Origin of the sequence: Vibrio sp. D420a (assembly GCF_030248625.1) — a bacterium.
Taxonomy (GTDB): Bacteria; Pseudomonadota; Gammaproteobacteria; order Enterobacterales; family Vibrionaceae; genus Vibrio; species Vibrio fortis_A.
This window is the reverse complement of the sequence record NZ_JAHGAN010000021.1, coordinates 46288-61114: the sequence shown is the minus strand read 5'-3', so window position 1 is coordinate 61114 and position 14827 is coordinate 46288. Positions and strand designations below refer to the sequence as shown.

Annotated in this window: 11 protein-coding genes; 6 read left to right on the top strand and 5 right to left on the bottom strand. The window is 44.1% G+C overall.

The annotated features are described in order from the left end of the window. Positions 1 to 147: 147 nt before the first annotated feature. Positions 148 to 3306 (bottom strand): HD domain-containing phosphohydrolase, encoded by a 3159-nt coding sequence (locus KI743_RS14440; RefSeq protein WP_285466943.1) that lies wholly within the window; start codon positions 3304 to 3306, stop codon positions 148 to 150. A 516-nt stretch (positions 3307 to 3822) separates the two neighbouring features. On the opposite strand from KI743_RS14440, the gene KI743_RS14435 reads away from it, so the two are divergent. From KI743_RS14435 to KI743_RS14415, 5 genes are all read left to right on the top strand, one after another. After that, complete coding sequence (locus KI743_RS14435) at positions 3823 to 4794, top strand: tripartite tricarboxylate transporter substrate binding protein (protein ID WP_150872282.1); 972 nt, start codon at positions 3823 to 3825, stop codon at positions 4792 to 4794. Positions 4795 to 4985: 191 nt separating this feature from the next. Continuing rightward, positions 4986 to 5486 carry a tripartite tricarboxylate transporter TctB family protein gene (locus tag KI743_RS14430; protein ID WP_285466942.1) on the top strand — a complete coding sequence of 167 codons (501 nt, stop codon included), beginning with the start codon at positions 4986 to 4988 and terminating at the stop codon, positions 5484 to 5486. A gap of 10 nt (positions 5487 to 5496) precedes the next feature. Then, positions 5497 to 7017: a tripartite tricarboxylate transporter permease gene (locus KI743_RS14425; protein WP_032549164.1), complete on the top strand. Its 1521-nt coding sequence runs from the start codon at positions 5497 to 5499 to the stop codon at positions 7015 to 7017. A 164-nt stretch (positions 7018 to 7181) separates the two neighbouring features. Then, complete coding sequence (locus tag KI743_RS14420) at positions 7182 to 7940, top strand: TSUP family transporter (protein WP_285466941.1); 759 nt, start codon at positions 7182 to 7184, stop codon at positions 7938 to 7940. A 204-nt stretch (positions 7941 to 8144) separates the two neighbouring features. Next, positions 8145 to 8336: a hypothetical protein gene (locus KI743_RS14415; RefSeq protein WP_032549167.1), complete on the top strand. Its 192-nt coding sequence runs from the start codon at positions 8145 to 8147 to the stop codon at positions 8334 to 8336. A gap of 112 nt (positions 8337 to 8448) precedes the next feature. Here KI743_RS14415 and KI743_RS14410 read toward each other — a convergent pair whose 3' ends face one another. Next, positions 8449 to 8865, bottom strand: a complete 417-nt coding sequence (locus KI743_RS14410; RefSeq protein WP_032549168.1) for a VF530 family DNA-binding protein — start codon at positions 8863 to 8865, stop codon at positions 8449 to 8451. Positions 8866 to 9436: 571 nt separating this feature from the next. Here KI743_RS14410 and KI743_RS14405 point away from each other — a divergent pair. Continuing rightward, positions 9437 to 10585 (top strand): HD-GYP domain-containing protein, encoded by a 1149-nt coding sequence (locus KI743_RS14405; protein WP_152468619.1) that lies wholly within the window; start codon positions 9437 to 9439, stop codon positions 10583 to 10585. A 101-nt stretch (positions 10586 to 10686) separates the two neighbouring features. Here the strand turns inward: KI743_RS14405 and gnd are convergent, their stop codons facing one another. From gnd to zwf, 3 genes are read right to left on the bottom strand one after another with little or no spacing between them, the layout of a single operon-like run. Then, positions 10687 to 12135 (bottom strand): decarboxylating NADP(+)-dependent phosphogluconate dehydrogenase, encoded by a 1449-nt coding sequence (gene gnd, locus KI743_RS14400; RefSeq protein WP_285466940.1) that lies wholly within the window; start codon positions 12133 to 12135, stop codon positions 10687 to 10689. A gap of 29 nt (positions 12136 to 12164) precedes the next feature. Further along, complete coding sequence (gene pgl / locus KI743_RS14395) at positions 12165 to 12881, bottom strand: 6-phosphogluconolactonase (protein ID WP_285466939.1); 717 nt, start codon at positions 12879 to 12881, stop codon at positions 12165 to 12167. After that, on the bottom strand, positions 12878 to 14380 hold the full coding sequence (gene zwf, locus KI743_RS14390) for a glucose-6-phosphate dehydrogenase (protein ID WP_172974265.1): 1503 nt from the start codon (positions 14378 to 14380) through the stop codon (positions 12878 to 12880). Before zwf ends, pgl begins: the two co-directional genes overlap by 4 nt. Between the last annotated feature and the right edge of the window lie 447 nt (positions 14381 to 14827).

Genomic DNA, 14827 nt, shown 5'->3' with positions numbered 1-14827 from the left:
GACATCCGTATTAATGATTATTATAAAAACTCCGCATGAGCAGTACTTCATACGATATATTTCTATAACCTCAATTACAATCCTTTAATTGAGCTTTACCACAATAACAATTAAGTCTTTACTAGCGCCTCATATACTCCCCATCGTTCAATTCATATATTGTTCGATATCTACACTATCTATTTGTTCGGGCTTCAAATACGCCTTTGCGTACCTAAGATGCGTGCCACTCGTCAAAAATAGTCGGAACAACTCAATATCAATGTGCTCATCCAACGCCATTTTATGCATGATGTTAACGGCGACACTGATCGGCTTCGCCTTACGATATGGACGATCTGATGCCGTGAGAGCCTCAAAAATATCGGATATCACCAGCACCCGTTCTGGTATCGACAGATCCTTCGCCGTTAATTTACGTGGATATCCCGTTCCCTTTAATGTTTCATGATGAGTCGAAGCGTAACGTGGTACGCGACTCAGCTCTTTCGGGAAAGGTAAGTTCTCGAGCATCTTGATTGTGCTTATCATGTGTTCGTTAATCTTAAAGCGATCTTCCGCCGTCAATGTACCTCTTGCAATCGACAGGTTATAAACCTCACCTAGATTGTATTGGTGCTCTGGCACCGCCATTCGAATACCTAGTTTAGGATCATATTCGGCAGTTCGCTCTCTCGGAATGATGTGTTCCGGTTTATCAGACAATAATTTCTCTTTCACCGGTAGCATAATCGCCTCCCCTTTACGAGCTAACTCCTCTACAGGAGAGAGCCCTAAGCGGTCATCAAAATGGCGATACCAGACTTTGTTGGCGATCTGGTGAATACGTGCAACTTTCTCATCACTCATGAATTCACCACCCACATTAGATGTCGCAATGAACTCAAATTCTTCAATTAACGTTTGTTGAAGTTCTGCTAGCTCTTTCTCGCTTTCTTGTTTGGTTTGTTGTTGTGACAACTGCTTCTCAAGCGCTTGAATTTCTGCATCTCGCCACAGCACCTCAAAACGCATCCTCACTTCGTGAATGCGATTGTAGTTGGCTTCCAACTTAGTGCCTTTATCCACAATGTGCTCTGGCGTAGTGATCTTGCCGCAATCATGCAACCAAGCTGCGATTCTAAACTCACGCCTTTCATCATTATTGGCAAACTTGAAGTCTTTAAATAGCGGTTCATCTGACGCCTCGACCGCTTCTGCCAACATCATGCCAAGCTCTGGAACACGATTACAATGACCTGCCGTGTAAGGAGATTTATCATCGATAGCCTGTGCGATAAGCTTAATAAACGCCTCAACAAATTCTTCTTGTGTCTGTTCGTGCGTCTTGATTTCATTTGCCATGTCTTTCACAGCCACAGAGAGGTCCCAAACTTCTTTAATACGAGTTTCGATCATCTCTACGTCATCATAGCGTCGCTGCTTTATCTTAAGCGTCTCTTCTTGTAGCTTACGAATTGGGCGAACAATCGGAGCACCAAAAATCCACGCCACTGGCAGGGTAAGTGCCATCAGCAGCACAGTAATGCCAATCGAAGTCGCGACGCGTTTATGTACGGTTTGATAGATCTCTTGTTCCGGTATGACCACAGCAAAATATTCTGAGTAGTGTTCTCCTGTCTCTATCTTGCGCAAGTAAAGGTGGCGACTCTCTCCATTTAGCTGAATCTGCCTCATTTCACCTTCCAATGTTGCCGAAGGTATCAATTCATAAAGTTCGGTGTAAGGCACCGTTGTGTCACTATCAATCGCCTCATGATGAAACCATTTAGCTTCTAACGCGGCCTTCTGCTTTGGCGTAATGCTGTCTAATGCCATATTGATGATTGGGAGTAGCGCTTGATGCTGCTCTCCTAGCACCAGGTAAAAGTCACTGGCGTAGTCTTGTTGAAGGTCCACCAGCTCAGCACTATTGCGCAGCCCAGAATGGAAAAAACGTTCAAGAGCAAAATCCAAGACAGGTTTAACATCTAATACTGCATCACATGCTTTGCTCTCCACACAGTCAAAAGCGGCCTTAAGGCTTGGAAGTGAGATTAATTCAACCTTGGGGTATTGCTGTTTAAGCTCCTCGGTGATTGACCAACCCGACAGAATCGCGACTTTTTTACCTGCGAGTGCTTGATAAGTGGTTACGCCAGAATCTTGCTCTCTGGTCACTACTGAGAAAGGCAATTGGTATAAAGGTTGACTGTAATGCCCTACAACACCATTTGATTCATTCTTGAGGGTCGAGTGTATTGCATCTAACTCACCCTCGCGAAACTTGTCGGTCAGCTCTTGCCATGAAAATCCGTTCACATATTTAAACTCTATGCCCGTCTGCTGGCTAATCAACTCCAACATATCAATCGCATAGCCATTGGGTTGCCCAGACACAGAAAAGTCCATCGGCCCCCAGTCATTCTGGTTAGAGATTTGAATTGGCCCCGTCTCACTAACCAAGGCTTGTTGGCTACTCGTAAGATAAAGTGGCTTAATTTCAAAAGCGGATGACTTAGGCTCTCGCTTTCGGTTAGTCGCAATAATGTTACCTGACGTTGAATATAAAAAAGACTCAACTTGGCTGTCCGCCTCTAGCCCTAGCGCTGTTGCTGAAAGTTTGTTAGCCAATGAAGACAACACAATATCAATGCCAATCACGTGCTGGCTGTTTTGGTCATTTTTCGATTGGAATGCCAGTGAGTAGGTTTGTCCTGTGATCTGCAGATGCTGGAAAAGATAAGGCTGAGTCTTACCGACTACATCAGTCGAAGCAGAGATGTACCAAGGACGCGTTGTAGGGAAATAATTGCTCGATTCAGTTACGACATCACGAAGGTTAAATGCCTCATCATAATAACTTGTAGAGCGAAGTCGCCCATCAGAGCTATTTGCAATTTCAATCACAACCCAACGGTCGGTTTCTGAAGCATCGATTTTTTCTCTGACAATAGGTGAAGAGTCGAGGTTGATGATTTGGAAGAAGTCGTCGTTAGAAGAGCCAATATAGATGCTATAGAAAAGTGGGTTGTCTTTGATCGCTTCAGACAGAATATTTCGAGCTTCTTGCTTCGATATCTGGCTACTAATGGAACGATTAACAGAAGACAACAGCTGCGCCGTGTTGATCGCATCAGAATCAATCGCTTCAACATAATCACTTAATTCTTGGGACACCATCGTCAGTTTCGACAAGGTATGCTCCGTTGCCATCGTCTTACTGAAATAATATTGAAGTGAAACTGCAACGGTCGCCGTCAATATAGTTGCAAGTAAAAACATTCCACCCACGGTAAACCGCAACGAAATTTTTGCATCTTTCATGTTCTTCTATCCTTGAACAATTGCCTCTTAGATCCTTAAGAGTTGTTGGGTGATATTGGAGAATTCCCACCGGGTTATTAAGCCTTGTTATCACATTATGTTAACGGTCATTCCCAATATCAATACAATATTCTATATATTTAGAGCTTTTACGTGATAACTCTCAGGTTTCGTTCTCACAAGTTTACAAAAATCAGCTCCCGTTACTCTTCAATGGAAATTTCTCTTTTTTATCTTACGCTTATCTTATAAATCTATTATTAACGCCGTCTTATTTTATACATATTTTCATGTCAAAAAGATGCTTCATCGTCCGATTTGCGAGCCATGAACTTTATGAACTTTATTAATTCAATGCTCTTTATCCTCAATATCACCACATTAAAGACAATTCATTAACACAACATTAACCTTTGAGCATCGACTGGTTATTTGAACTTCGCTCAATACCCAGTAGTTAATACATCAATAAGTTTCTCGCTTAACTAAGAGAACAATACATAAGGAACGTGAAACATGTTCAAGGCAATGAAACCCTCTATCGCAGCGACTGTGATCGCCGCTACCTTCTCATTCAACACTTTTGCGGCAGACGTAGAGAAAATCCACTTCTTAATCCCTGGCGGCGCAGGCGGCGGTTGGGACATGACTGCTCGTGGTACTGGCGATGTATTGGTAAAGTCTGACATCGTAGAAAATGTCTCTTTCCAAAACCTGTCCGGTGGCGGCGGTGGTAAAGCGATTGCACACCTTATTGAAACGGCTAAGCGTCAAGAAGATACGCTGATGGTCAACTCAACACCGATTGTTGTTCGCTCTCTAACTGGTATTTTTCCACAATCTTTCCGTGACCTAACTCCTGTTGCTGCAACCATTGCGGACTATGGCGCGATCGTAACGTCAGCAGACTCTAAGTACGATACTTGGGAAGATGTGGTTAAAGAGTTCGAATCTAACCCTCGTAAAGTCAAAATCGCTGGTGGCTCAGCACGTGGCAGTATGGACCACCTAGTCGTAGCAGCCGCATTTAAAGGCGAAGGTTTTGACGCTAAGAAAGTTCGTTACATTGCCTACGATGCGGGCGGTAAAGCGATGGCAGCTCTACTATCTGGTGAGACTCAACTCCTTTCAACAGGCCTTGGTGAAGTGTTGGAGATGTCAAAATCTGGCCAAGTAAAAGTACTAGCTGTGACAGCGCCTAAACGTCTAGATGCAGCACCAGACATCCCAACGCTAACTGAGTACGGCAATGAAACTGTATTTGCTAACTGGCGTGGTTTCTTTGCTGCACCTGGCACAAGCCAAGCGAAAATTGATGAGTGGAACCAAGCGCTTAACAAAATGTACACCACTGATGAGTGGCAAGTAGTTCGCGACCGTAATGGTTGGATCGACAACTACAAAGCCGACAAAGAGTTCTACTCCTTCCTAGAAGACCAAGAGAAGCAAATGGGCGACCTAATGCGCGAGCTTGGCTTCCTCAAGTAACAAAACTATTCAGGGGGAACCGACAGCTCCCCCTTCCTTATTCTCTGTTTTGCCATGCATGAGTTCACTCAATCTCCTTTGTAATTTGTAGGCAGTTGAGCACTACTCTCTTCCTACATTCCGTTAGTGATCCTAGACATTCTTCATTAACCCGCTCATGCATGGCTTTTTTATTTTTTATGGAGTTGGATATGTCGGAACAATCGAACACGTTCTTATCCAAAGAGAACCTACTCACTCGCGATCGAATTGGTGCCCTAGTTTTCCTATTGGTTTGCTTGTGCTATGGCTACCAGACAACCCTTATCCCACTGTTCCCCGGTGATGAATACGAACCTTTTACAGCACGAACACTACCAACCCTACTCACCTTTGCGGGTATTGGGCTGGCGCTGATCTTACTTGTAACCGGAAAACAAGAACCGAAGAAATCCTGCGATACCACACCGCTTAACTGGAAGCTGTTAATCGGTTTCTTAGTTCTAATGGCATCGTATGGTGTTGGACTTACCTATCTAGGCTTTGTACTGGCAACCGGCTTTTTCTTATTGGCAGGCTTTTACCTACTGGGTGAGCGCAGAAAACCAATCCTGATTGGAGCTTCATTCCCGTTTGTCATCGTTTTTTATCTTCTATTAACTCAGGGATTAGATATCTATCTAGAACCTGGGCTTATCTACACACTTTGGTAGGAACCGCATTATGTTAGATGGAATTTTACAAGGACTCTCGACCGCGGTAATGCCGATGAACATCATGATGGTGATCGTGGGCTGTTTCGTTGGTACCTTTATCGGGATGCTACCAGGCTTAGGGCCTATCTCTGCGATCGCGCTAATGATCCCTATCACTTACGGTTTAGAGCCTTCTTCAGGTTTAATCCTAATGGCTGGTGTTTATTATGGTGCGGTATTTGGCGGCTCCACTTCGTCGATTCTCATCAATGCGCCGGGATGTTCATCAACCGTGGTAACTGCATTTGATGGCTACCCAATGGCGCAAAAAGGCCAAGCAGGTAAAGCTCTTGCGTTGGCGGCTTACTCTTCATTTACTGGTGGTACGCTATCAGCGATCATGCTTCTTATCGCAGCACCAGCGCTTGCAAGTGTATCGCTAAGTTTCCAATCGTCAGACTACTTTGCGCTGATGCTACTTGGCTTGTCAGCAGTTGCAGCCTTTGCTGGGCCGGGACAAGTCATCAAAGCATGGATGATGACCATTCTAGGCCTAATGCTTTCAACGGTAGGTATCGATAAAGGTGTCGGTGTTGAACGATTCACTTTCGGCTTAACCGATTTAATGGACGGCTTTAGCTTTTTACTACTGGCGATGGCAACATTCGCACTTGGTGAAACTCTGATGGGTGTGCTTAAACCTCAAAAAGACACCAGTGAAGAAGAAAGCCGCAAAATGTCCGACATCGGCAGCATGAAAGTGACTAAAGAAGAAGTCAAAGACGTAGCCCCTGTATCGATTCGTTCTTCTATCCTTGGTTTCTTTACAGGCGTACTACCGGGTGCTGGTGCCACTATCGCAGCTTTCCTAAGCTATGGTATGGAACGTAGTCTAGCACCAAAAGAGAAGCAGAAAGAGTTTGGTAAAGGCAGTATCCGTGGTCTTGTTGCGCCTGAATCGGCAAACAACGCAGCTTCGAGTGGTTCGTTTGTTCCTCTATTAACACTTGGTATCCCAGGTTCAGGTACGACGGCGATTATGCTTGGTGCTTTGATTGCCTACGGTATTCAGCCAGGTCCGCGTCTGTTCGTTGAGCACCCTGATGTATTCTGGTCAGTTATCATCTCTATGTACTTCGGTAACATCGTACTGGTGATTTTAAACCTACCGTTGATCCCATACATCTCTAAGCTACTAGCTGTGCCAAGAACCGTGTTACTACCTATGATTCTGTTCTTCTCAATTACTGGTGTTTACTTGGTGTCGTTTAACACTATGGATGTCTTTATCATGTTGCTTGTAGCAATGGCAGCAATAGGATTGAGATTAGCCGACTTCCCATTAGCGCCTCTGTTGCTAGGCTTCATCCTAGGCGGATTAATGGAAGAGAACTTAAGACGTGCACTTATGATCAGTGACGGCGAATTAAGTTTCCTTTGGGAGCGCCCGATTACTATGAGCTTTACCATTCTTGCGGTGTTGGTTCTATTCAGCCCTCTATTTATGAAGTTGTTTAAGAGCCTAAAAGCTAAGCCTGTAGAAGCGTAATCAAACTGCACTTTACCTAGGGAGCTTCCGGCTCCCTTTTTTTATTGATAACTTAAGCATCCATTGCAACAAATCACAAACTTGTTCATAACATTCTGATAAGACTGGTTTTAGATTCAAAATGCAGTAAGTTAGTTATTCGTCTCTCAATTAGGAACTGTGCCATGGAATGGCTGATACTCTTTCTCGCTGGTGTGCTTGGTGGCATATTGAACTCCATTGCTGGAGGAGGCAGTTTTGTTACGTTCCCCGCTCTACTATTTGTAGGCGTCCCTCCGGTCGCTGCCAACGCAACTAATACCTTTGCCTCTTGTGCAGGCTACATCAGTGGCGCTTACGCATTAAGGCAAGAGATCCTATCGGGCACAAAGCAACTCAAGTTGACTTTGATTCTGAGTGTACTGGGTGGTGCAATCGGTGCATTCTTACTGCTGCACACTCCTGAAGCTCTCTTTACCCAATCTGTTCCTTGGCTGCTCCTATTCGCTGCACTGCTTTTTACCTTTGGTGGCCACATCAACAGCTTGATTAAAAAAGCGGCATCAAAGCACAAACACGCAGGTAAAGCTGGGGCCTTCTTCTCTGCTCTATTACTGCTTTTGGTATGCGTTTACGGTGGTTACTTCAATGCTGGCCTCGGTATTGTCACGCTAAGCTATCTTGCCTTAGCTGGTTATACCAACATCAATGTCATGAACGGTATTAAGTTATTGGTATCAGCAAGCGCTTCAATGGCAGCCATTGTTTTGTTTATTGTTGATGGTTCAATTGATTGGAGTTCAGGACTTGCGGTATTGCTCGGCACACTAGTCGGTGGCTACTATTCGGCTCAGATATCACGCAACATCCCACAAAACTATGTTCGCAATAGCGTTATCATTGCAAGCTTCTTAATCACCGCGTACTTTTTCTACGCCAATTAATCGGTTATTAAAAATCGCCAGATATGTCCTTTAGCTATAGAAGTGCGTTCGACTTTGCAGTGTTACTTCCGTTCATTAAAATAGCGTTCGCTAAATTTGTGAAGAGAGCCTGATAATCATCTTGTTTGATATTAATTTAGATTAATTTTTATCCAATAATGAGATACTTACTGCGTAAAAGAAGCAAGCATATTAGGGGGCATTATGAACATCAAACTCGGTCATGTTATGTCATCAAGCAGACTGATCTGCTTCATTGCGTTCTTAGCAGCAACCTTTGCGTGGATACTAAAAATGCCCGCTCTGTTTTCGGTTTCTGCTCTGTTTCTCGTCTTCAGCGCTGCAATCTACGTAGGTGATTTCATCAAGAATCAAAAGAAAAATCGCGAAGCCTAATCACTCGCAGAGCAATACAACTTTGATGGGTTTACCCTACTTCAAAAGTAGATAGCAAAAGAAAAGGAGCATGATGCTCCTTTTTTGTATCTTGTTCAGTCCACCATAGCGATTAGCGGCGGAAATTGCGCCCTTTACCACCCGAGCGACGCGCTTTAAAAGAAGACGCGGCCTTAGCTTGAGATGCAAGGATGGATTCTACCGTCAGCTCCATTGGCTCTTTAGGCTCAAGCCCATGGCGGAAAGTGCGTGAACGTGGTGGCATTTGATATTCAAGATCAGATGCTTTTGGCATACGCTTGAAGCGGTACAAGTAAAAGTTCTCCACTTTCTCGCGCGCCCACTGTGTTTTCTTCAAGTACTTCACCGCACTCGCGACAGACGGCTTAGTGTTGAAACAGTTCATGCGCATCGCTGCATCAAGGATTTCCCAACCGTAATGATCCACCAGCTCAGTGATCATGGTTTCTAACTTTAAGCCGTGCAGTGGGTTGTTTTTCTGCAGCTCAATTCTTTCTTCATCTGTCATCGTCATACCTTAAACAGAGCAAGCACTCTGCGTTAGTTCACCATCATCAATAACGGTTGTTTACTTAGGTCTGCTTCCTGCACGCCTGTCAATGAGGGTAATGATGGCACAAAGCCTGCCACTCTCCTAATTATCATCGACGCATATTTCCAATTTTAGTTTGATCGCGTGAGAACTAACCATCACATCACTCAATAAGCTCGTTATATATACCAAATATTTAACAATTATGGCTTCAGTTCGCGGCTAGAACACATCCATTTTCATTATTGGACACACCAACTTATTAATAATCATCATGTTTATTGACTAAAATTTCTGGAACCGACATCGCTGTAAATACCCAAAATGGATTAGAAATCTGGATCGATATAACAAAAAGCCAACCCAGTTAACAAAATGGATGACTCTTAAATGTAATAACCACATTTTTAGTGATGTGATTAGAATTTATAGGATGACAAGATTACAATTCGTTAACAGGACTGGTATGTTCGTATTCTTAAATATGAGAAATCAATAAATCAAAGAAAAACAATTACATAATTATAAATTAAGGTCAGCCCCGCTCATGTTTGACTACTCCCAACTCAGTAAAATCGCAGCTAAAGATCAAGATATTACCTCGACGTTAGACGACCTGTTTCAGCTTGTGCGCTCGTTCTATCCAATGCTCTCGCGCCTCTCCATCGCCTTAACTAACGAAAACAAGGCCACTAATTACTTTGTTTCCGATGCCTTGTGCCAAGAGGCAAGCCATAACTACATTGAATACAACATCAGACCAGAATCCTCGCTAAGAAAGATGTCTGAACTGCCTTCTGTTCGCGTTATCAATGACTTATCGACGATGAACCCAACGCGCCAAATTTGTCGCTTAATCGATATAGGGCATCAAAGTAGTTACACCTCCCCTATCTACTATCGTGACAAAAATCTTGGGTTTATCTTCATTAATGCCACTGCGATTGGCTTCTTTAACCAGAAGAGCATACAAGCTGACATTGCGTATCTATCCCAGCTCATCGCGAGCTTATTTACTCGATTGCATGAGAATCAAAAACACTTTCAAACTTCTCTCGCGATTGCCCTAAATATGGGCCATGCAAGAGATCCTGAAACCAAAGAGCATTTGATTCGTATGGGACGTTACAGCGAGATATTGGCGCGTGCCATGTCTGAGCAAAAGCCAGAAATCACCTATCAGTTCATTCATCGAATTCGTGTTTATGCACCTTTCCATGATATCGGAAAGTATCGAATCCCCGACCATGTACTTTTCAGCACTAAACGATTTACCGATGAAGATCGCGCCATCATGAATCAGCACACCATTTATGGTGAGGCCATGATTGAGGATGTTGTCTCGATTTCTGATAATCACTCTATCTCACACGATGAAGTGCAGTTTCTGAAGAACATTATTCGCCATCATCACGAACGCTACGACGGAACTGGCTTACCAGACAGACTGTGTGGTACTCAAATTCCATTGGAGGCACGTATCGTTACCTTAGCGGATGTGTTTGATGCCCTACTGAGTAAGAGAGCCTATAAATCAGAATGGGAGCTTGATGATGTGCTTGAGTACATCGAAGAAAACGTTGGCATTATGTTCGACCCAAGCTGTGTCGAAGCGCTTAAGCAGAATTTAGATACCTGTATGGCGGTAAGGGAGCAGTTTTCTGACAAAGAAGAAGTCACCAGTTTCCAAGCTTAATGTTGGTTAGGTATATAACTAGAAATCACTAGGGCGTGTTGACAGAAACAAAAAAGGATGCCAGTTAGCACCCTTTTCATTTTTAAAACAACTAATTACAATTATACGTCGTAAGTTGTTGAAGCAGTGTCACCGCCTGTACCAGTCCAGTTAGTGTGGAAGAATTCACCACGTGGACGGTCTGTACGCTCGTAAGTGTGAGCACCGAAGTAGTCACGTTGAGCTTGAAGCAGGTTAGCTGGTAGACGAGCCGTTGTGTAACCGTCTAGGAAAGATAGCGCAGAAATCGTACATGGCATTGGGATACCAGACTCTAGAGATTTCGCTGCTACTTTACGCCATGCCGTTAGGCTGCCTTGTAGGATGTTTTTGAAGTACTCATCAGAACCTAGGAACGCGATGTCTGGGTTTGCTTCGTACGCATCACGGATGTTGCCTAGGAATGCAGAACGGATGATACAACCACCACGCCACATTAGTGCTACGTTACCGTAGTTTAGGTCCCAACCGTTCTCGTTAGATGCTTCGCGCATTAGCATGAAGCCTTGAGCGTAAGAGATGATCTTAGAAGCTAGTAGAGCTTGACGTAGTGCATCAACCCACTCTTGCTTGTCGCCTTCAACTGGAGTAATTGTCTTACCGAATAGAGACTCAGCTTCAACACGTTGATCTTTAAGCGCAGATAGACAACGAGAGAATACAGACTCAGAGATAAGCGTTAGAGGAATACCTAGGTCTAGTGCGTTGATACCAGTCCATTTACCCGTACCTTTTTGGCCTGCTGTGTCTAGGATCTTCTCAACTAGAGGCTCACCGTCTTCATCTTTGTAGCCAAGGATGTCAGCAGTGATTTCAACAAGGTAGCTGTCTAGCTCAGTCTTGTTCCAATCAGCGAATACTGCTTGCATCTCGTCTGCAGACATACCAAGACCGTCTTTCATGAACTGGTAAGCTTCAGTGATAAGCTGCATGTCGCCGTATTCGATGCCGTTGTGTACCATCTTAACGAAGTGACCAGCACCGTCGTTACCAACCCAGTCACAACAAGGTTCGCCAGCGTCAGTTTTTGCAGAGATACCTTGGAAGATTGGCTTAACCGCTTCCCAAGCTTCAGCTGCGCCGCCTGGCATGATTGAAGGACCGAAACGTGCACCTTCTTCACCACCTGATACACCAGTACCGATGAAGTGAATGCCTTTTTCACGACAGTGAGCAACACGACGGTTTGTGTCTGGGTAGTTAGTGTTACCACCGTCAATGATGATGTCGCCTTCGTCTAGAAGTGGAATTAGGTTGTCGATGAAAGTATCAACAACTGCACCAGCACGAACCATTAGCATCACTTTACGTGGTGCTTCTAGCTTCTCAACAAGCTCTTCTAGAGAGTAAGCACCAACGATGTTTGTACCTTTCGCTGGACCTTCTAGGAACTCGTCTACTTTCGCAGCAGTACGGTTGTGAGCAACAACTTTAAAGCCGTTGTCATTCATGTTTAGGATAAGGTTTTGACCCATTACTGCTAGGCCAATTACACCGATATCACCTTTCATTATTTATATCTCCTTGCGGCTATTCGCGATTATGCGATAGCACTTGCTGCATTTGAATCTAGGAACCACTCTGTTTCGCCAGTTTTAGACTGGATTTTCGCTGCCGGATAAGGCAGTTCTGAAGCAGGAGTCGTATGAATTTCTTTAACGATATCAACTTTGCCAGCACCAAGTACTAGATAGCTGATTCGTTTTGACGCTTCTAAAACCTTAGCTGTTTTAGAAACACGGATTTGACCAGACTCAGGGTGAGAAGCCAGTACAGACAGGTTCTCATCTTGGTAGTTTGTTGCACCCGGGAATAGTGAAGCCGTGTGGCCATCTGCGCCAACACCTAGCAGAATCCAATCGAAAACAGGTGTGCCGTTTTCACAAGGAATCACATCAGCCATCTCTTTAGCAAAGCGTTCTGCTTCTGCTTTCGGCTCATCTTCACCACGGATGCGATGGATGTTCTCAGCAGGAAGGTTTACTTGAGAGAATAGAAGTGTGTTTGCTTCACCGTAGTTGCTTTCCGCATCATCTGGTGCCACGCAACGCTCGTCGCCCCACCAGAAATGAAGGTTTTTCCATTGGATACCTTCTGCGTATGGCGCCTGTGCCAACAGTTTGAATAGCATTTTTGGCGTGCTGCCACCTGAAAGTGAAATATGAATAGGTGTGCCCTGCTCGCTGTACGCTTTCATTTCGTTTGCTAGGTTTTCAACAACTAGCTCTGGCGTTTCAAAGATCTTATGGTTGATCATAATTCGCAATAATCCGTATCTGTTAGGTTTTTACAAGGGAAACGCCACGCGCGGCCGTCTCTTTCAAGAAGCTCGTCTGCTTCTTGTGGACCCCAAGTACCACAAGCATAACCAAATAGAGCTTGAGGATCTTGTTTGAAATCTAAGATAGGTTGAACGTACTTCCAACACGCTTCTACCGCATCAGTACGCGCAAACAGAGTCGCGTCGCCATTCAGAGCATCAAGAAGTAGACGCTCGTAAGCCGTTAGCATTTGAGTCTCAGGCAAGTCAGAGTAAGAGAAGTTCATTTTCACTTCTTTTGCTTTAAAGCCTGCGCCCGGCTCTTTCAAGCCAAAGCTCATTTGGATGCCTTCATCCGGTTGAATGCGGATGATCAGCTTGTTCTCTGGTGCATCTTGGCCGAATACTGGGTGTGGTGTGTTCTTAAAGTGAATCACAATTTCCGTAACACGTGTTGGTAGTCGTTTACCTGTACGTACGTAGAAAGGAACCCCATTCCAACGCCAGTTATTGATATGAGCTTTAAGACCAATGTATGTCTCAGTACGAGAATCGTCTGCTACACCCGGCTCTTCACGGTAACCTAGTAGGTGCTGACCACGTACATCAGACGCCGTGTATTGACCAAGAACCAAGTCTTTACGTAGGTCTTCTTCTTCAAGAGGCTTTAGACATTGAAGTACTTTAACCACTTCGTCACGAATTGAATCTGCATTGATTTGTGCAGGCGGCTCCATACCAACCATTGCTAATACTTGTAGCAGGTGGTTTTGGAACATATCCCGCACAGCACCAGAACCATCGTAGTAGCCGCCACGCTCTTCAACACCAAGGAACTCAGCACCTGTGATTTCAACGTAATCAATGAAGTTACGGTTCCACAGTGGTTCAAACATTGCGTTAGAGAAACGAAGCACTAGAAGGTTTTGTACCGTCTCTTTACCTAGGTAGTGGTCGATACGATAGATCTGGTGTTCTTGGAAGTGATGATGGATTTCTTCATCTAGCGCTTGAGCAGAAGCTAAATCATAACCAAATGGTTTTTCGATGATTAGACGACGCCAGCCGTTCGACTCATCGTTCAGGCCATGTGCCGCTAGGTTCGCTGGGATCACACCATATAGGCTTGGCGGTGTTGCCAAGTAGAATAGAGTGTTGTGATTTTCGAATTGATAATCTTGTTCTAGCTTGTCTAGGCGCTGTGCTAAACGAGCATAATCTTCTGTGTCAGAGGTATTAATCGCTTGGTAGTGCAGGTGATTAATGAACGCGTTTAGCGTCTCTGGCTCAGTTTCTTCCATTTCCTGAAGAGATTTCTTCAGTTTTTCACGGTAAGACTCATCGCTGTACTCAGTACGGCTCACTCCAAGAATCGCAAAGGATTCCGGCAGTTGATTGCTAGCATACAAGTGGTATAAAGCGGGGATCAGCTTACGATACGTGAGATCACCCGACGCACCAAAAATAACGATGCTGCTGTTTTCAGGTATTACCATCATCTTTCCTATAAAAACAAGGTTTTCAGTATTCGCCAACGGTATCAGCGACATACAAAAATAGATAATAGGTCTTGGCTATTAGTTCAATAGCGAGCGCCTATCACACTAGAGAATGCGTTTGGTAAACGAGGGTGATATAGATCACCTCAATTCGGGTCAGTATTGTCTATGACTATTTGATTTACATCAACCACTGTGAGGGCAATCGATTAAATATTGACTCATTTAGTCCAAATAATTTGCCATTAGTTAGAACAAAAATGATTAAACGAAGACGGAACTGCATTCCAAATCATTGTAGTGAAAAATAAATGGGATCTGGTCGGCGGAGTAGCACGAAAAACCAGTTTGATAACTATTTAGCAGTTAATTATTAAACTGGTTTTATAATTTGGACTGTTTTGATTAGTGCTTGGGTTTGTGTGCAAATGCCAAGCTAGGGTG